Annotated in this window: 24 protein-coding genes; 13 read left to right on the top strand and 11 right to left on the bottom strand. The window is 41.6% G+C overall.

What is annotated here, in order from left to right:
- Positions 1-31: 31 nt before the first annotated feature.
- A complete protein-coding gene (locus M1D94_RS07965; RefSeq protein WP_121517033.1) occupies positions 32-172 on the bottom strand; it encodes a hypothetical protein in 141 nt (46 codons plus the stop codon).
- A gap of 556 nt (positions 173-728) precedes the next feature.
- Here M1D94_RS07965 and levR point away from each other — a divergent pair.
- The 7 genes from levR (at position 729) to sacC (ending at position 8,516) form a co-directional block, all read left to right on the top strand.
- Positions 729-3,536: a transcriptional regulator LevR gene (gene levR, locus M1D94_RS07970; RefSeq protein ID WP_456270496.1), complete on the top strand. Its 2,808-nt coding sequence runs from the start codon at positions 729-731 to the stop codon at positions 3,534-3,536.
- Positions 3,537-3,725: 189 nt separating this feature from the next.
- Positions 3,726-4,166 carry a PTS fructose transporter subunit IIA gene (levD, locus tag M1D94_RS07975; RefSeq protein WP_003246144.1) on the top strand — a complete coding sequence of 147 codons (441 nt, stop codon included), beginning with the start codon at positions 3,726-3,728 and terminating at the stop codon, positions 4,164-4,166.
- Positions 4,166-4,654, top strand: coding sequence for a PTS fructose transporter subunit IIB (gene levE, locus M1D94_RS07980; RefSeq protein ID WP_004399158.1), 489 nt, complete (start codon positions 4,166-4,168; stop codon positions 4,652-4,654). Before levD ends, levE begins: the two co-directional genes overlap by 1 nt.
- 16 nt (positions 4,655-4,670) lie before the next feature.
- Positions 4,671-5,477, top strand: coding sequence for a PTS fructose transporter subunit IIC (gene levF, locus M1D94_RS07985; RefSeq protein WP_014477476.1), 807 nt, complete (start codon positions 4,671-4,673; stop codon positions 5,475-5,477).
- A gap of 21 nt (positions 5,478-5,498) precedes the next feature.
- Entirely contained in the window at positions 5,499-6,326 is an 828-nt protein-coding gene (gene levG / locus M1D94_RS07990) for a PTS fructose transporter subunit IID (protein ID WP_456270497.1), read from the top strand.
- Between the two features lie 116 nt (positions 6,327-6,442).
- The gene (locus M1D94_RS07995) at positions 6,443-6,574 is read left to right on the top strand and encodes a hypothetical protein (RefSeq protein ID WP_223497671.1); all 132 of its coding nucleotides are present in this window, start codon (positions 6,443-6,445) and stop codon (positions 6,572-6,574) included.
- Positions 6,513-8,516 (top strand): levanase, encoded by a 2,004-nt coding sequence (gene sacC / locus M1D94_RS08000; RefSeq protein ID WP_424926300.1) that lies wholly within the window; start codon positions 6,513-6,515, stop codon positions 8,514-8,516. The genes M1D94_RS07995 and sacC overlap by 62 nt, the downstream gene beginning before the upstream one ends.
- A 43-nt stretch (positions 8,517-8,559) precedes the next feature.
- On the opposite strand, the gene yraA is transcribed toward sacC, so the two are convergent.
- From yraA to M1D94_RS08015, 3 genes are all read right to left on the bottom strand, one after another.
- Complete coding sequence (gene yraA, locus M1D94_RS08005) at positions 8,560-9,069, bottom strand: cysteine protease YraA (RefSeq protein ID WP_003229836.1); 510 nt, start codon at positions 9,067-9,069, stop codon at positions 8,560-8,562.
- Positions 9,070-9,208: 139 nt separating this feature from the next.
- Positions 9,209-10,258, bottom strand: coding sequence for a formaldehyde dehydrogenase AdhA (gene adhA / locus M1D94_RS08010; RefSeq protein ID WP_456270498.1), 1,050 nt, complete (start codon positions 10,256-10,258; stop codon positions 9,209-9,211).
- 130 nt (positions 10,259-10,388) lie between these two features.
- A complete protein-coding gene (locus M1D94_RS08015) occupies positions 10,389-10,583 on the bottom strand; it encodes a carboxymuconolactone decarboxylase family protein (protein WP_038829666.1) in 195 nt (64 codons plus the stop codon).
- A 182-nt stretch (positions 10,584-10,765) separates the two neighbouring features.
- Here M1D94_RS08015 and adhR point away from each other — a divergent pair, with 182 nt between their 5' ends.
- Positions 10,766-11,188: an aldehyde stress transcriptional regulator AdhR gene (adhR, locus tag M1D94_RS08020; protein ID WP_004398725.1), complete on the top strand. Its 423-nt coding sequence runs from the start codon at positions 10,766-10,768 to the stop codon at positions 11,186-11,188.
- Between the two features lie 261 nt (positions 11,189-11,449).
- Here the strand turns inward: adhR and M1D94_RS08025 are convergent, their stop codons facing one another.
- Genes M1D94_RS08025 through M1D94_RS08045 form a run of 5 tightly spaced genes read right to left on the bottom strand, consistent with a single transcriptional unit; the run spans position 11,450 to position 13,767 of the window.
- A complete protein-coding gene (locus tag M1D94_RS08025) occupies positions 11,450-11,749 on the bottom strand; it encodes a spore coat protein (RefSeq protein WP_003246006.1) in 300 nt (99 codons plus the stop codon).
- 15 nt (positions 11,750-11,764) lie between these two features.
- Entirely contained in the window at positions 11,765-11,962 is a 198-nt protein-coding gene (locus M1D94_RS08030) for a hypothetical protein (RefSeq protein ID WP_021480190.1), read from the bottom strand.
- Between the two features lie 18 nt (positions 11,963-11,980).
- Entirely contained in the window at positions 11,981-13,117 is a 1,137-nt protein-coding gene (locus tag M1D94_RS08035; protein ID WP_014477471.1) for a zinc-dependent alcohol dehydrogenase, read from the bottom strand.
- A gap of 18 nt (positions 13,118-13,135) precedes the next feature.
- A complete protein-coding gene (locus M1D94_RS08040; RefSeq protein ID WP_009967868.1) occupies positions 13,136-13,504 on the bottom strand; it encodes a spore coat protein in 369 nt (122 codons plus the stop codon).
- 17 nt (positions 13,505-13,521) lie between these two features.
- A complete protein-coding gene (locus M1D94_RS08045; protein ID WP_003229845.1) occupies positions 13,522-13,767 on the bottom strand; it encodes a spore coat protein F-like protein YraG in 246 nt (81 codons plus the stop codon).
- A 262-nt stretch (positions 13,768-14,029) separates the two neighbouring features.
- Here M1D94_RS08045 and M1D94_RS08050 point away from each other — a divergent pair, with 262 nt between their 5' ends.
- The 4 genes from M1D94_RS08050 (at position 14,030) to M1D94_RS08065 (ending at position 15,700) form a co-directional block, all read left to right on the top strand.
- The gene (locus M1D94_RS08050; protein WP_004398984.1) at positions 14,030-14,416 is read left to right on the top strand and encodes a VOC family protein; all 387 of its coding nucleotides are present in this window, start codon (positions 14,030-14,032) and stop codon (positions 14,414-14,416) included.
- Between the two features lie 142 nt (positions 14,417-14,558).
- Positions 14,559-14,660 (top strand): hypothetical protein, encoded by a 102-nt coding sequence (locus M1D94_RS08055; protein ID WP_119123071.1) that lies wholly within the window; start codon positions 14,559-14,561, stop codon positions 14,658-14,660.
- A 271-nt stretch (positions 14,661-14,931) separates the two neighbouring features.
- On the top strand, positions 14,932-15,291 hold the full coding sequence (locus M1D94_RS08060; RefSeq protein ID WP_004399021.1) for an SH3 domain-containing protein: 360 nt from the start codon (positions 14,932-14,934) through the stop codon (positions 15,289-15,291).
- Between the two features lie 52 nt (positions 15,292-15,343).
- Positions 15,344-15,700, top strand: a complete 357-nt coding sequence (locus tag M1D94_RS08065; RefSeq protein ID WP_004398671.1) for an SH3 domain-containing protein — start codon at positions 15,344-15,346, stop codon at positions 15,698-15,700.
- A 406-nt stretch (positions 15,701-16,106) separates the two neighbouring features.
- Here M1D94_RS08065 and M1D94_RS08070 read toward each other — a convergent pair whose 3' ends face one another.
- Together M1D94_RS08070 and M1D94_RS08075 are read right to left on the bottom strand one after the other, a co-directional pair.
- Positions 16,107-16,922 carry an alpha/beta hydrolase gene (locus M1D94_RS08070; RefSeq protein ID WP_282627271.1) on the bottom strand — a complete coding sequence of 272 codons (816 nt, stop codon included), beginning with the start codon at positions 16,920-16,922 and terminating at the stop codon, positions 16,107-16,109.
- Between the two features lie 136 nt (positions 16,923-17,058).
- Complete coding sequence (locus M1D94_RS08075; RefSeq protein ID WP_021480187.1) at positions 17,059-17,322, bottom strand: CD3324 family protein; 264 nt, start codon at positions 17,320-17,322, stop codon at positions 17,059-17,061.
- Between the two features lie 442 nt (positions 17,323-17,764).
- Here M1D94_RS08075 and csn point away from each other — a divergent pair, with 442 nt between their 5' ends.
- On the top strand, positions 17,765-18,580 hold the full coding sequence (gene csn / locus M1D94_RS08080) for a chitosanase (RefSeq protein WP_282627270.1): 816 nt from the start codon (positions 17,765-17,767) through the stop codon (positions 18,578-18,580).
- Positions 18,581-18,602 lie beyond the last annotated feature (22 nt).

An 18,602-nucleotide genomic window follows, 5' to 3' on the forward strand; every position in this document is an offset into this window, starting at 1 on the left:
TTCCTCCAGTAATAAAAAGATGAGTAAAGTTTTATCGGATATTATAACATTTAAAAGAATAGATACTTTTATTTTTAAATTTTAAAACTATTTTAAGTGCTGTTACATGTCTTCTGGCTCTATTTTTCACTCGTGATTCTACCTGAATAGCAGAGTAAAACAGGAAAGTCATTTGGACAATCTGACAGGCTAGTTTTAATCGGTAACGATTTGTATAATTGCATACCCACTATGTTTGAGACCTGCAGGGGGGATCAAATCGAGAGAATCGGAGATAAAGTTTTTAAGCTTACAGATTTCTTAACCTTCAAAGTGGATTGCAAAAATGACGAAGTTTTGCAAATTGTAATACTGTGGCGGTCACATATTGTGTCCCTCTTTTTAGTTGTGAGCGAACTTAAGGGGTTATATTTGGGTAATTTGTCATGATCTATAAGATTCATTTTTTGTCATTGATGATTTTGACATCTTTACATTCCCCGAGAATGATAAACTGTTTACTGATTATTACTTTTGAAGGGGACTGGCCCTCCAGAACTGAGCATCTATCATACTAATATGAGATGCAAATGATTCAAAATGTAAACATATACGCATAAAAGCCAGTTTTGTCAATCTGCTATAGAGACCTTTTTAAACGTGTATCAGCAGATAATCTCAACGCGGACTATAAAGTTTCGAAATATTCTTGTTAATGGCTTATCTAATAAGGACGAAGGATGATAGACGTGAGAAGAATAGATAAAATATACCATCAGCTCAAGCATAATTTTCATGATTCAACCTTAGATCATCTTTTAAAAATACAAGGGAATTCAGCAAAGGAGATTGCCGAGCAGCTGAAAATGGAGCGGTCCAATGTCAGCTTTGAATTGAACAATCTCGTCCGGTCCAAAAAGGTCATCAAAATTAAAACGTTTCCTGTAAGATACATCCCAGTCGAGATAGCAGAAAAATTATTCAACAAGAAATGGGATACAGAGATGATGGAAGTGAAAGACCTTCAGGCGTTTTCCGGAAATTCAAAGCAAAATCATCAACACATTTCCACGAATCCCCTAGAGCTTATGATAGGGGCAAAAGGGAGTTTGAAGAAAGCGATCTCCCAGGCAAAAGCAGCTGTCTTTTATCCGCCGAACGGTCTGCATATGCTCCTCCTAGGGCCGACTGGTTCCGGTAAATCCCTTTTTGCGAACCGAATTTACCAGTTTGCCATTTACTCTGACATATTGAAGGCCGGCGCACCATTTATTACATTTAACTGTGCAGACTACTACAACAATCCTCAATTATTGCTTTCTCAATTATTCGGACACAAAAAAGGTTCATTTACAGGTGCTGCCGAGGATAAGGCGGGTTTAGTCGAACAGGCCAATGGGGGTATTCTTTTTATGGATGAAATCCACCGTCTCCCTCCCGAGGGACAAGAAATGCTGTTTTATTTTATTGACAGCGGTTCTTATAACAGGCTTGGAGAATCTGAACATAAACGAACATCGAACGTATTGTTTATTTGTGCGACTACAGAAAATCCGAGTTCTGCACTATTGAAAACGTTTTTGCGAAGAATCCCAATGACCATTCATATTCCTTCGCTTGAAGAACGATCGCTTAAAGAAAGAGTGGATCTGACGACGTTTTTATTAGGGAAAGAAGCAGAGCGAATTAAGAAGAATCTGAGTGTGCATATCGATGTCTATAATGCGCTTATTCACTCTGCGAAATTTGGGAATGTCGGACAGCTGAAATCAAATGTCCAGTTAGTTTGCGCACACGGATTTTTGCATAACCTTGACAGAAATGAAGTTATTGAACTGACTGTTCGCGATCTGCCTGATGAAATCAAGCAAGAATGGATGTCCAGCAGCAAAAACATGCAAAGAAGCAAAGCCATTTCTGAATATGTCAATATTACAACGATTATCTCTCCGATTGTAGAAGATGAAACAACAAAAATTGACGAAGACCTCTCATTTAACTTATATCATTTGATTGAGGAAAAAGTGAAAACGCTTATGAAAGAAGGTTTATCCAAAAAGGATATTAACCAGTACATCTTGACTGATGTCCATTTGCATGTCAGAAGTTTTTTTCATCATCAAGCTTTTCAAAAAGACAACCTGCTGACATTCGTTGAAGATGATGTGATTCAAATGACAAAACAGTTAAAAGAAATAGCTGAACATGAGCTGGATTGCACATTTGATCGTAAGTTTATTTATTTCTTGAGTATGCATATTGACGCATTTTTAAAGCGAGGAAAGCAAATTGATGTTTTGAATACACAGGAGACAGATGAAATTCGTGATACTCATGTGAAAGAATATCGGGTGGCGATGATTTTTAAAGATAAAATTCAGGAATATTTTAAAGTGGCTATTCCTGAAATAGAAGTCATCTACTTAACGATGTTAATTCATTCCATCAAATCGTTAAAGGAGAACAAAAGAGTCGGTATTATCGTGGCTGCTCATGGAAACAGCACGGCGAGTTCAATGGTTGAAGTCGCGACAGAACTGCTAGGGAGTACGCCGATTGCAGCAGTTGACATGCCGCTTACTGTTTCACCTTCGGACATTTTTGAATGCGTAGCAGAAAAAATGAAACAGGTTGATGAAGGCGAAGGTGTTTTAATGCTGGTAGATATGGGGTCGCTTGCAATGCTGGAAAGCAGGCTGGAGGAAAAGACAGGCATTTCTATTAAAACGATCAGCAATGTTACGACTTCAATGGTGCTGGATGCTGTCAGAAAGGTCAACTATTTGAATTTAAATTTGCATGCGATCTATCAATCGGTCACGAAGGATTTTATCGAGTTGTGGGAGCGTCAGCCAGCGGCACCCGGCAAAAAGAAGGCATTGGTATCCATCTGCACCACGGGCAGCGGGACGGCCAAAAAGCTGGAAGACATTCTAACCACGATCGTAAACAAGGCCTCCGATACACCGATTCACATATTGACCGTATCATCGATTAAGCTGGCCAACAGCATAAAAGAAATCGAAAAAGAGTATGAAATCCTTGCGACAGTCGGAACGAAAGATCCTAAAATCAATGCTCCGCATGTATCTTTAGAAGTGTTAATTGAAGGGGAGGGAGAGAAGCTGATTCAACAGGCGATTACAAAAGGAAGCATCCCCTTGAGCAATGGATTGAACGAAGCAAATATGATTGTTAGGGAGCTTTGCGAGGATATCCTGAAAAAATACCTTGTCTTCTTGAATCCCCATCATGTGATCGAAATGTTATTGGAGTGGCTGCAAACCGTTCAAGATGAGCTGGGGGTCATTTTCAATAATGCGGTTTTGATCAAAGTCATTATGCACACGGCTTTCGCCTTTGAAAGGGTAATTAAGCAAAATCCGATCGCTTTCTCAGAGGAAGAAGAGATCAATGGTCAGCTGAAGGAAATGGTGTACGTGACAGAGCGAACATTAGCCCCTTATGAAGAAAAGCTCGGACTTCGCATAAGTGATGATGAAAAATTATTTATAGCCGCCATATTTGCTGAAGAAGTGCATGGCCAGCTGTTTTAAAAACAGTTTTTTCATATGAACCTGTATTAAATGGAACACCATTTTAATACAGGTTTATTTTTTTCGTTTTAAGTGTTTCAACAACAAATTGCGATTGGCTGAAATAACAATGAAAACGCTTAACACAACTGTGTTGGCACGATCCTTGCATTATATATGGATGTACAAAACAGGAAAGGAGCAATAGACATGATTTCAGTTATTATCAGCGGTCATGGAGATTTTCCCATAGCATTAAAAGAGTCTTCAGGGATGATATTCGGTGAAGAAAATAACCTGATTGCAGTGCCGTTTTTTAAAGGGGAAGGAATACAAACGCTGCAAGAAAAATATCATCAGGCGCTCAAGGATATCCCGGAAGAACATGAAGTGCTTTTTTTAGTCGATATTTTTGGAGGGACGCCATATAACGCGGCAGCTTCCTTTATTGCTGAGGATCAAAGAATGGATATGGCAGCCGGCGTAAACCTGCCGATTCTGCTGGAGGTATTAAGCCTGAGAGAACATCTGGCTCTCAAAGATTTGCTGAACAACTTAAAAGCAATGAGTCAGCAAAGCTTTCAAGTGTGCAGTGAACATTTAGAAAAAGTAAAAACAGCCAATCAAGATACAAGAGAGGATGAATTATGATGAACATTGTGTTAGCAAGAATTGATGACCGCTTTATTCACGGCCAAATCCTGACAAGGTGGATAAAAGTCCATGCAGCCGACCGAATCATCGTTGTCTCCGACGATATTGCTCAGGACGAAATGAGAAAAACGCTGATCCTTTCTGTTGCGCCTTCAAATGTAAAGGCGAGTGCCGTCTCGGTTTCTAAAATGGCAAAAGCATTTCATAGTCCGCGCTACGAAGGGGTAACGGCAATGCTCTTGTTTGAAAATCCGTCCGATATTGTATCTCTTATAGAAGCAGGTGTACCGATCAAAACCGTAAACGTCGGGGGAATGCGTTTTGAAAATCACCGCAGGCAAATCACAAAATCAGTCAGTGTCACAGAACAAGATATAAAGGCATTTGAAACATTAAGTGACAAGGGCGTGAAACTGGAATTGAGGCAGCTGCCTTCAGATGCCAGTGAGGATTTTGTGCAGATTTTACGGAACGTAACAAAATAATCAAGGGGATGAGAATATGTCTTCATTACAAATTATTTTGTTGTTAATCATTGCAGCAATCACCGGAATCGCAAGTGTATTGGATGAAGGGCAGACACACCGTCCGCTTGTGGCCTGTACGTTGGTTGGCTTGGTGCTCGGGGACTTAAAAACGGGAATTATTCTTGGAGGCACACTGGAGCTGATGGCGCTCGGCTGGATGAACGTCGGGCTTGCCATGGCACCTGATACAGCGATCGCCTCTGTCATCTCAACCATTTTAGTTATTACCGCTGATCAAGGAATTGGCGAAGGGATTGCTGTCGCTGTTGCTTTAGCAGCTGCGGGTCAGGCGCTGACGATTTTTGTTCGGACGATCACTGTCTTTTTCATCCACCGCGCTGATCAATATGCGAAAGCGGGAAATATAAAAGGAATTGAAATTATGCATATTACCGCGATGGTGTTTCAAGCTTTGCGCGTCATGATTCCTACATTGATTGTTGCTTTAATTAGTGTCAGCGCTGTTCAGGCGTTCCTGGGAAATATTCCTGATGTCATTACAAAAGGACTGCAAATAGGCGGAGGCATTATTGTGGTTGTCGGGTATGCCATGGTGATCAATATGATGAATATTCCTTATTTAAAGCCATTTTTCTATATTGGTTTCTTATTAGCGGCGTTTACCGATTTTAACTTAGTGGGATTTGGAGCCCTTGGTCTCTGTCTGGCGCTTTTATACCAGCAGGTGATGCAAAAACAAAGCGCTCACGGAGCAGTCGCGGCCGCATCAGACAGTGGCAGTGTTGCTGTTTATGATGACGATGATGATCTTGATGCCTAAACGATGAGGGGGGAAGAAAAAATGGAGAAAGAAAAACGATTAACGAAGAAAGAAATTTTCAGCATGTTTATTCGTTCAAATTTTTTACTCGGTTCCTTTAACTTCGAACGTGTGCAGGCAATGGGATATTGTTATGTCATGATACCGGCGATCAAAAAATTGTACGGTCCCGGAGCGAAAAGAAACGAAGCCTTGCAGCGGCATTTGGAATGGTTTAATACACATCCGTGGCTGACAGCGCCTATATTTGGTGTGACGGCAGCCATGGAAGAAGAAATGGCGAACAATAAAGGAATTGACGGAAAAGCGATAAGCGGAATGAAAATTGGTTTGATGGGACCAATAGCGGGCGTAGGCGACCCAATTTTCTGGGGAACGATTCGTCCTGTCTTAGCTGCGCTAGGAGCCTCCCTTGCTTTAGGAGGAAACATTGCCGGCCCTTTGCTATTCTTTTTCTTGCTGAATGCCATAAGATTAAGCACAAAATATTATGGATTAAAGTATGGCTATGTGAAAGGAATGGAGATTCTTCAGGATTTAGCGGGGAATCGCATTCAAAAGCTTACAGAGGGCGCTTCGATTCTCGGATTATTTGTTATGGGGGCTCTCGTGTCCAAATGGACCACCATCAACATTCCAATCGTTGTATCCAGGATTAAGGATGAAAGCGGAAAAGTAGATGTTCAAACGGTACAAAATGTGTTAGACAGCATTATGCCGGGTGCGCTGCCTCTCGGATTAACGTTATTGGTGGCATGGATGCTTCGCAAAGGGGTGAATTCTCTTCTCATTATTTGCGGCATCTTTGTCATCGGGATTCTCGGGTATTGGGCTGGATTCTTAGCATAAGGTGTGTGAAGGAAAAAGAGAGAAACTGCAGCAGTCTTTTCATATATAAATCATTCGGATAACAGCGAAACAGAGGAGAATTGCCAGAAACGGACCAGCTTGCTTAGCAGTCTCTCTTGAAAGTGTTCAAACATGAAGAGAGGAGCGAAGGAACAAATGAAAAAGAGACTTATTCAAGTCATGATCATGTTCACCCTGCTGTTGACTATGGCATTTTCGGCAGATGCAGCCGATTCAAGCTACTATGATGAGGATTACCGTCCTCAATACCACTTCACACCAGAGGCAAACTGGATGAATGACCCAAACGGAATGGTATATTATGCCGGGGAATATCACTTGTTCTATCAATACCATCCATACGGGCTTCAGTGGGGGCCCATGCATTGGGGGCATGCCGTCAGCAAAGATTTGGTTACATGGGAACACCTTCCTGTTGCGCTGTATCCGGATGAAAAAGGCACGATCTTTTCTGGAAGCGCAGTTGTAGATAAAAATAACACAAGCGGTTTTCAAACAGGCAAAGAGAAGCCGCTTGTGGCCATTTATACACAGGATCGGGAAGGCCATCAAGTGCAAAGTATTGCCTATAGCAACGACAAAGGAAGAACATGGACGAAATACGCTGGCAACCCTGTCATTCCAAACCCGGGTAAAAAAGATTTTCGCGATCCAAAAGTCTTTTGGTATGAAAAAGAAAAAAAGTGGGTAATGGTGCTTGCGGCCGGTGACCGTATCCTCATTTATACATCAAAAAATCTGAAGCAGTGGACGTATGCAAGTGAATTTGGCCAGGATCAAGGAAGCCACGGGGGAGTATGGGAATGCCCGGATTTATTTGAGCTTCCGGTAGACGGCAATCCGAATCAAAAGAAATGGGTCATGCAGGTCAGTGTCGGAAACGGAGCGGTCTCGGGAGGATCAGGCATGCAATATTTTGTAGGGGACTTTGATGGAACTCATTTTAAAAATGAAAACCCGTCAGACAAAGTTCTCTGGACGGATTACGGCAGAGACTTTTATGCGGCTGTATCCTGGTCCGATATTCCATCAACAGACAGCCGCCGGCTATGGTTAGGGTGGATGAGCAATTGGCAATATGCGAATGATGTTCCGACATCCCCATGGAGAAGTGCAACGTCCATTCCAAGAGAGTTAAAATTGAAAGCGTTTACCGAAGGGGTTAGAGTGGTCCAAACACCAGTGAAAGAGCTGGAAACCATTCGCGGGACCCCTAAGAAGTGGAAAAATCTGACCATATCGCCTGCAAGTCATAATGTGTTAGCAGGGCAATCTGGAGATGCTTATGAAATAAATGCAGAATTTAAAGTAAGCCCTGGTTCAGCTGCTGAATTTGGTTTTAAGGTCCGAACAGGTGAAAATCAATTTACGAAGGTCGGCTATGACCGAAGGAACGCCAAATTGTTCGTTGACCGGAGCGAGTCGGGCAACAATACCTTTAATCCGGCCTTTAACACCGGAAAAGAAACAGCCCCATTGAAGCCGGTAAATGGGAAGGTTAAGATGCGCATTTTTGTTGACCGCTCTTCGGTTGAAGTATTTGGGAATGACGGAAAGCAGGTCATAACGGATATTATTCTCCCAGACCGATCAAGCAAAGGGCTTGAATTATATGCTGCAAATGGCGGTGTAAAGGTAAAATCTTTAACGATACACCCTTTGAAAAAGGTATGGGGAACGTCACCTTTTATGTCCAATTTGACCGGCTGGACGACTGTAAATGGCACATGGGCAGACACAATTGAGGGGAAACAAGGGAGGTCGGACGGCGATTCCTTTATCTTGTCTTCAGCATCCGGGTCAGACTTCACTTATGAATCTGATATCACCATTAAGGATGGAAACGGAAGAGGGGCAGGAGCACTAATGTTTCGCTCTGACAAAGATGCCAAAAACGGTTACCTTGCCAATGTGGATGCGAAGCATGATCTAGTGAAATTCTTTAAATTTGAGAACGGTGCTGCTTCTGTCATTGCTGAATACAAAACACCGATAGACGTTAATAAAAAGTATCATCTGAAAACAGAGGCCGAGGGCGATCGCTTTAAAATCTATTTAGATGATCGTCTTGTGATTGATGCAAATGATTCCGCATTTTCAGAAGGCCAATTTGGCTTGAATGTGTGGGACGCGACTGCTGTCTTTCAGAATGTAAAGAAGGAGTCTTAATGTTAAAAAAGGCACAGACCTGAACAGTCTGTGCCTTCTCGTTTTATTTTAACAAATTTAATGATTCGCGGTTAAATGCTTCCAAATCATCAGGTGTTCTGCTTGTGACAATGTTGTGGCTGACGACTACTTCTGCATCTTTGTAGTTTGCACCGGCATTGATTAAATCTTTGCGGATGCTGCGGTAGCCTGTGATATCTTTGCCTTTAAGAAGATCCGTATCAATCAGTACTTGCGGGCCGTGGCAAATTGCGAAAACAGGTTTTTTGTTTTCGACAAATGCTTTTGCGAATTCACCCGGACGGTCATCTGCACGAAGCAAATCCGGAGAGAATCCTCCAGGAATTAGAAGTGCATCAAAGTCACTTGCATCTACATCAGAGATAGCTTTGTCAATCTTTACTTTCTCGCCATGTTTACCGGTGACTTCTTTGCCGGCTTCCAAATCGATAGCCACAACACTGTAGCCAGCTTCTTCATATGCTTTTACCGGGCTTGTATATTCGATGTCTTCGAATTGGTCTGTAACAAGAACTGCAATTTTTTTGCTCATAAAAAACCCTCCTAATAACTCTCTATTCATAGAATAACAGGAAGATTGACCGGCCTTCAAAATATTTGCTTAACGAGATCGTTTTTCGTGAGTTTCATTATAAGCGGTTCAGCCCATAGCCCATATAAGGACTAACCTATTACAATGTGGAAATATCAATCACAAATCGATAACGGACATCGCTTCGGAGGATACGTTCGTATGCTTCGTCCACTTGGTCAGCTCCGATGACTTCGATTTTAGGTTCGATGCCATGCTCAGCTGCGAAATCCAGCATCTCTTGAGTTTCTTGAATTCCGCCGACTAGAGAACCTGCAATGCTGCGGCGCCCCATGATTAGGGAAAACACACTGTATGTGTCCGGCTTGGCAGGTGCTCCAACGTTTACAAGTGTCCCGTCTATACGAAGCATTGATAAATAGGCATCTACATCGAGATTTGCCGATACCGTATTTAAGATCACGTCAAAACGCCCGGCCAATGTAGTGAATGTGGCTGGGTCACTTGTTGCAAAGTAATGATTTGCACCGAGTTCCAGAGCTTCCTCTTTCTTATTCATGGAACGGCTCAGGACGGTTACCTCTGCACCCATCGCATGTGCAAATTGAATCGCCAAATGTCCAAGGCCACCCACGCCTACAATCGCAACTTTTTTACCCGGGCCAACATTCCAGTGTTTCAGCGGAGAAAATGTTGTGATACCTGCACACAACAGCGGACTGGCAACATCCATTTCCAATTGATCTGGGATTTGAACAACAAATCTGTCAGTGACAACGATTTTTTGGCTGTACCCGCCATAAGTGGGGTTTCCGTCGTAGTCTACTGAGTTATACGTTTGAACAACACCCTTCGTGCAGAATTGTTCCTCTCCGTTGAGACAGTATTCGCATTCTCCGCAAGAGTCAACAAAACAGCCGACACCAACGCGGTCTCCGACAGCAAACTTGGTGACTTCTGTTCCAACGGCTGTTACAACACCGGCTATTTCATGTCCAGGCACCATTGGGAAGATGCCACCGCCCCATTCATCAAAAGCACTATGAATGTCTGAATGGCAAATACCGCTGAATTTAATATCGATTAAGACATCGTGCGGCCGTAATTCTCTTCGCTCAATCGTCGTTTGTTCAAATTTGGCTTTTGCATGTGACACGCTTAATACACGGGTTTGATGTTGATTACACATATGAACCTATCCTTTCTTCATCATAAGTGTTGTAAATAAAAACATCCACTTATTTATGTTTTATGGTGTCTTCAACATAACGATAAACCTTAAAGTCTGCTTTAAGGCAAGGGTTTTTTTTAAAAACCATTTAAAATGAACCTGATTTATAAGGTGAGATACAGTCAGCAATTAATGCAGAAGCTGTAATCATGCTGCGATCCCGGGGGGAAAGTTGTTCCTCTCTTGCCCAAATGTCACCGAATAGAACATCATCATGAAGTTCAGCAAACTTTGGCGTAAATTCTCCTAATTGTTCTCTTCCGGCAGTTTGTTTATTTGCCATTCAGCAATCCCTCCATCTAACCTGTTTTTATTGCATGGAGAAGTATAGAGTTTAAAGTGTGCTTTAAGGCAAGTCCCGAATATATAAACCCAGATTCAGCAGCTAACCACTTGTTTTGAGCTTGACTTAAAGTTAACTTTAAGTGTTACCTTCACAACATACAGGATAGAGAGGTGAAGATCATGAATATTGCTCAGGTGGCAAAGCAGTTTGGCCTGACAGCCGCAACACTCCGATATTACGAACGTGTAGGATTAATCCCGCCTGTAAAACGAAAAGACAGCGGCATTCGCGACTATGATGAAGAAGATATCAAATGGATTGAATTCATTAAATGCATGCGAAATGCGGGACTATCGATAGAAGCGCTAATTGAATATACAACATTATTTACCGAAGGTGACCGTACAGTAGAAGCTCGAAAAAATATCCTGGCTGACGAACGACAGCGGCTGATAGAGAAGCGGAAAGAAATTGATGAAACAATTAAAAGATTAGACACAAAAATTAAAGATTATGATGGGAAATTGCGCGAAAACGAGGCAAAGCTCAAAAGCAGGCCTAAAACGGAAAGTCTTCACGGATCAGTGGAGCAAAGAAGGTAGCATTCCTTGCGTTTGAAGAGGGCAGGTTAAAACGAAGGATTTTGATTCTGGCCTGTTTTCTCCATCAAGAGATCGCATAAAAAGAGGTGGTTACGATTCCTTATTTGGATTGGAGAAATTGCAAACATTATCGGAGATCAGATGGAGAAAAGCGGTTAATCTATTTACGGTCATAGGACCCGAACAAACAGTGCTCATTTTGAAGCTGAGGAACAGTTGTGGCCAATCAATACTGTTCCTCAGCAAATCAGTCATTGTATGTTAAAGGGTCGGCAATTGAATGGCTGTATCAATATTTTTTAAATTCAGCTTGACTTGTTCGTCAGGGTTCCAAGGATGGTACCAGCCTTTTTCCATCATATAGCTCGAGAGTTGTTCGTGCATATCGAGTGCTTCTTCCAAATGGCGGATAAGGACTTCTTTTACTTCAGGCGTTCCGGCTTCAGTGGCTGCCATCGCATAATTTCTGACTCCGTTTTTTGCTGAAATTAATAAGTCCATAGCAATGATTTGGTCTGTTAGAACATTCATGCCAGTCAGATATTCTATGATAGGATTCATGATTTATTCATCTCCTCATTCGTGCTTTGCATTAGATAAAATAGAGGCAAATTCCTGCAGCTGGCGTGTGGTGATATCAACATCTTGCTGCATGATTTCTTTCAGCTTCGGATCAGATACCAGTGCTTTCATTGTTTTAGATTTCGTCAAACAAAGTGTCTTAAATGAAGTCATTTCCTGAACCTCAAGCACTTCGTGTAAGGCGTATTCCATTTCTGTAACCTCCGTTTTTTAAGGCTTTAACACAACTTTGATACAATCATCCATTTTTGAATCAAAAATGTCATAGCCATGCTTGGCTTCACTAAGCGGCAGGACATGGCTGACAACATCTCCCGGGTCAATTTTGCCCGTTGATACTAGTTCAAACATGTACGGCATATAGTGGATCACAGGAGCCTGTCCAGAGCGTATATTGATGTTTCGCTGCATGATATCTCCTAGCGGAAAACCGTTATATCTGCCTCCGTACACACCTGTAATTTGTATGGTTCCTCCTTTGCGTACAGCTTGAGAGGCAATGACCAATGCACTCATAGTTCCGCCATGAAGTTTTAATCCGCTGGCAAGGAACTCGAGATCGCTCATTTTACCATCCATCCCAACAGCGTCAATGACTACATCCGCTCCGCCTTTCGTGATTTCCTTTAAATAATTCCCTGTATTCTCATGGTCTTCAAAATTAACGATTTCTACTTTGTTTGTACGTTTCGCATGCTGTAAGCGATAGTTTACATAGTCAACTGCTATGACGCGTTTTGCGCCTTTTAGCCAACAAAACTTTTGAGCAAACAGGCCGACTGGTCCGCAGCCGAGAACGATAACTGTATCGCCTTTTTTTACGCCGGCATTATCCACACTCCAAAAGCCGGTGGTCATGGCATCGGCAATCACGCTTAATTTCTCATCGGGTTCCTCACAAGATTCAGGGATTTTAAAATGGGTAAAATTCGCAAACGGCACTCTTAAATATTCAGCTTGCCCGCCTGGATAACCGCCAGTTTGCCCTGAATAGCCGAAATAAGCACCCATTTCCCCATTGTCATTAGACTGATCACATTGGCTTTCCAGTTGGTTTTTACAAAAAAAACATTCACCGCAGGCGATCGTAAAAGGGATAATGACGCGGTCACCTTTTTTGACCTTTGTAACCCCTGGCCCAACTTCTTCAACAATTCCCATCGGTTCATGGCCGATGACATAGTCTTCATGGAGATTAGGAATCAATCCATGGATTAAGTGTAAATCTGATCCGCAAATGGCTGTACTGGTGACTTTGATAATCATGTCATCGGATTTTTCAATCTTTGGATCGGGGACATCTTTGACAACAACATTTTTAATGCCTTGATACGTTACTGCCTTCATGCTGTAAAACCTCCAGTGTTAGTGTTCATCAGGTGTCCGGTCAAACATCCCTTTGCGATTTGTTTCATCAGGAAAAAGGTTCATATTGCCGACCATGATCGTGTTTTTTGCAGAGAGCTGATCCAGCTTATACTGTTCGCTCAGCTCATATGGATGGAACCACTTTTTGCTGATCATCAGTTCCGTAATCTCTTGGTGCATCGCAATTCCTTGCATCAGCTGTTTCCGAAGCAGTGCTCTTACATCTGGTGAAGCGGTTTCTGTCAAAGCTACAGCAGTATTCCTTACGCCTTCCTTAGCTCGTATAAGAAAATCCATCGCGAATGTAGTGTCTGCTAGTTCAGGCACATTCAGCGAATTAATGGGGTCTAAATGATCATTATTCAAAGAGGCTTACCTTCCTTTCAATTGATGATTGGCGTTGGGCGGCTTTGAGGGACAGGGGCCTGAAATGAGGCACGCTCATAAACCGCTTGTAATTCAGTAAGGTCTTGAATGGATTGCTGTACATCTTTTTCCATCAAGTCCTTCAGTTCTTGGTCAAACACAAGCCCTTGCATTAACTTTGATTTCGCTATACAAAGTGTTTTAAAGTTCACGATTTCATGTAAGTCAACAGCCTCATGAGCTGCCAATGTTTGATGATCCATATTGATGTAACCTCCTTTTATCAACGTTACATTTCCCGAAATGAAGTTGAAGCATACAGAAAATACACTCGGTATCATTTTTTGTTTTAAGAATCGCTGTTTTTGCTCGTTCTTATGACATGGACTAAACTGCACTTAAATCAGATATAAGGGTGAAGTGTGGAAATTTATTTATGGAAACTTGACATAGGGCTGTCAGGTTTCTTTGGTATCATTAAATTGGATGACCAGTAAAAGTATGGTTTTATAGGAGGCACTCGATATGAAGCTGTTACAAATTAGACTGTTGGTGAATGATTTTAAGAAAAGCGTCGAGTTTTATAAAGATTCATTAGGACTTCCAATAAGTTGGTTAGAGAATGAAATGGAATATGCACTCTTTGATAATGGGGAAACGAAAATAGAGCTTTTATCTCGAGAAACGATGGCTGAAATCGTTGGAGAGGAAAAAAAGTCCTTGGAAGGAGAAGCTCAATCAAAATTTTTGCTTCAGTTTAAGGTAGAAGATGTTGATAAAACGTATGACGATTTACACGAAAAAGGAGTTAAATGTGAGAATAAACCGCATGATCGCAAGGAATGGAGTGCCCGAGTTGCTCACTTCAGAGATCCAGATCATAATCTGATTGAAATATATAAAATGTTATGATTTTTCGACTCGCAAAATCATAGAATAACGTTTGATAACGTACCTAATCATTTTTATACGCCCTGGTAAAAGAAAGCAAAGTCATAATAGGTTGCGGACACTGAACTTGCAGCATTTACGCTGATTTGTATGGTGTCCGTTTTTGATTGGTGAAAAAGGTGGAGTATCTATGAATCGAGAAGAAGCGTGGATACAAGGAAGCAGTACACTGATTGAGTTAATTGGTGGAAACGAAGCCGCTTGATCCATGTCCTTTTTCCTGATTGTCAATCGTGATTACCGACTGGACAAATGATTAAGAGCCAAATGTAACACACCATCAATATCAAGCCTGACTACCATTTATTTTGTATCCTTAATTGTCGAAAACATAGGAATAATTCCACTTTTGAAAGATCTAGTTTATGGTACATTGATAAATATATGGGAGGGGAGGGGGCATGGTATCTGAAAGTAAATCCTTAACTGGATGTAAGAAAGTCAAACGTACGGCATTTATAAGGGGAGGGTATAAGGTGAATAAGTTAAAGAGGCTAAGTATGCTAACGGTGATGATTGCATCTGTGTTCATTTTTTCTAGCCATGCACTTGCGGCTCAGTATTATACGGTTTCAACAAGCAGCGGTGCTCCTGTCAACATGCGCAGCGGCCCAGGTACAAGTTGGGGAATTGTAACGACCATTCCGAGCGGAACCCGCATCCCGATCTATTGCTACAAAACCGGTACAACTGTAACTGGAAAGTATGGAACGAGCAATATTTGGAATTACACAGAGCGGACGCTTGCCAGCGGGGAGATCGTTCCTGGATTTGTCTCTGATACATATATGTATACAGGCTCAGACGGTCCGGTTGTTCCTAAATGCAGCTGGTAGCCTATGTTCTATCGTTTCTTAAAATGAAGGAATTGAAGAAAGAGGGATGACATTGACTAAACTGAAAATGCTGAGTATGTTAACCGTTATGATTGCATCATTATTCATTTTTTCCAGTCAGGCACTTGCCGTTCAGTACTTTACTGTCTCAACAAGCAGCGGTGCGCCTGTCAATATGCGCAGCGGTCCTGGTACAAATTATCCTATTATGCTTTCCATTCCGAGCGGCTCCCGTGTTCCTTATTATTGTTATGCTTATGGAACGACTGTTACAGGGAAGTATGGAACGAGTAATATCTGGGACCAAATCCAGTGGAAAGATTCCCGGGGTGTCGTGAATATTGGATATGTGTCTGACACATATGTGTACACAGGATCAGACGGCCCTGTCGGTTACAAATGCAATTAGCTAAATACTCCGTACAATAGAATCTCTTCTTAAGGGCCTATCTAGGACGAACCATACCAACTATTGTTGTTGGTATGGTTTTTGTTGCGATGAAGTCTTCCATACCTGCATTTGTGGTGATTTTCAAAAGAGATTCATGATGTTAGACACTGGTTGTTGTTGAGGACAAAATAACGAGCCGCTTTAGAGTTGTATCTAATGGTATAAATACGGAATTAAGATAGGAAATAATCAATAGGAGAACGTAATGTACAAACCTATTTTTCGATGAAATTCCTAATATCACTTTGGTTAAACATCTCACATTGCGTTCTCGTTAGTGAAAAGTTCTTTTTACGCTTCGTGAAATCTTCTCTAATTCCATAGTTAGTTTTACCTGTCCTATTATGAAAATTTTAATGAATCCTTAACACGTATGTTTCTTTTCTTTTTCTAACATGTCGTGTAACCTCTCAGAAAATTCTTTATGGTATATTGTGTACCCCGTATGATTTCCGGGGAATTCAACCAATTCTGTTTTCAATTGTTCCGCTAGGGCGTTCGCGCAACGATAAGGAAAAAGCTCCCGAGAAGTACTTCCGCCAGCTGGGAGTACCTTCATCGGTGAAGATGTAAACATAGTTTTTAATGCTTCGAAATCTAATGTATAGTTGAGAATTCCTTGAATTTCATACTCAGTGAAATACGTTGAATTGCCGAGAAGCCGCTTTGTCAGCACAGCCTTTGATTGTTCGTCTGTCTCTAATCTTGACATTAACTTAATGACTTCACTTCGATGATTTTTCTTAAGGTCTTCCATAAATTGCTCGGCTTGTTTCAGCTCATTTCCATGCAGAAGCTGCAATAAGATTGGTTCGTGTGGGATCATGACATGTACTTGTTCGGGATGGCGTATGCACAGATCAAGCCCGATAACAGCCCCGGAGCTGCTTCCAAATACGTATGCCGGCTTATTGGTGATTTTGGCTAGAAGACGGTGAGCATCGTCACTGTGTGTTTCCACACGGTAATCCTCAATCTGATTGGCGAGATTGCTGCGGGAATGGCCGCGGCGATCATAAGTAACAACCGTGTACCTGTTAGCCAGATGATTGGCAATATGATGGAACTTGTCGGCATCACCGCCTCCGCCGTGGACCAAAAGAATGATGGGACCTGAGCCACGCACTTTATAGTGGATGTTCGCTCCAGGTACTTGCAATGTTCCATTGTTTATCGTCATTTGTAGGACCTTCCTTTCTTCTCATCTCCTTTAACTTTACACAATTGGCCAAAATGTTCATATGCAGGAAATAACTAAGAAACAAACTCGCCATAAAAAAAGCACTGATTATATTTCATCAGTGCTTCCGTTTTGTTTATTTAGAGTAGACAATTTTTTTTATTGTTTCAATAGAGAGGTGATATTCATCAGATAAATTATGAATGGTTTTGCCGTTTTTAAATGCTTTTTTAATAGAAGCGTTTCTGTCATCGATCAGCTTTCTTGTTCCTGAACACGCACCCCATTTTTGATGAGAGGATTCAGGTTTAGGGATATATATTGTTTTTCCTTGAACATACTTTTGAATTTCCGATATCAGCTTTTCAGGTAAAATAGCGGTTGCTTTTACATATGCCATTTCTGCCAGCTCCTTATTTTTTATGTTAAATAAGGTGCAAAGCCACTATATCAGAAAAGCTTACTAGGGCGATCTTTTAGAAAGTCTACCCCATACAAAGTATCGCCTTCCCAATAATAGGCTTTGCATGGGACGTTGCGGAATCTGGCATTCTCATCTTGCTTGCCATTTACATCACCTCCCTAACGATTTTCGATGATCACTTCCATTATAAAATAGAGTAAAGCCTTATGGCATCTTGTTAATGAAAGTTGAAGCAGTATGAAAATCAAGGGACCTTCCCAGTGAAAGGGGCTAAGGCTGATTGGCAATGAAAAGAGTAAGATTCAAGCTATATTACTTTAGTTTCAAAATATTGACAAATTGATGTATTTTCAACAATAGGGCAGTCTCTTCATGTATACTGAGTCTGTATTTACAATATTTAGAAAGGGGAAGTGCAATGAAAATCAGTATGCAAAAAGCAGCGATCTCATTACTTGTTTTCACTATGTTTTTTACCCTGATGATGAGCGAAACGGTTTTTGCGGCGGGACTGAATAAAGATCAAAAGCGCCGGGCGGAACAGCTGACAAGTATCTTTGAAAACGGCACAACGGAGATCCAATATGGATATGTAGAGCAATTGGATGACGGGCGAGGTTATACATGCGGACGGGCAGGCTTTACAACGGCTACCGGGGATGCATTGGAAGTAGTGGAAGTATACACAAAGGCAGTTCCGAATAATAAACTGAAAAAGTATCTGCCTGAATTGCGCCGTCTGGCCAAGGAAGAAAGCGATGATACAAGCAATCTCAAGGGATTCGCTTCTGCCTGGAAGTCGCTTGCAAATGATAAGGAATTTCGCGCCGCTCAAGACAAAGTAAATGACCATTTGTATTATCAGCCTGCTATGAAACGATCGGACAATGCCGGACTAAAAACAGCATTGGCTAGAGCTGTGATGTACGATACGGTTATTCAACATGGCGATGGTGATGACCCTGACTCTTTTTATGCCTTGATTAAACGTACGAACAAAAAAGCGGGCGGATCACCTAAAGAAGGAATAGACGAGAAGAAGTGGTTAAATAAATTCTTGGACGTACGCTATGACGATCTGATGAATCCGGCCAATCATGACACCCGTGACGAATGGAGAGAATCAGTTGCCCGTGTGGACGTGCTTCGATCTATCGCCAAGGAGAACAACTACAATTTAAACGGACCGATTCATGTTCGTTCAAACGAGTACGGTAATTTCGTAATCAAATAAGCATTAAATGAATAAAACGGCA

The organism is Bacillus sp. JZ109, from assembly GCF_053903135.1.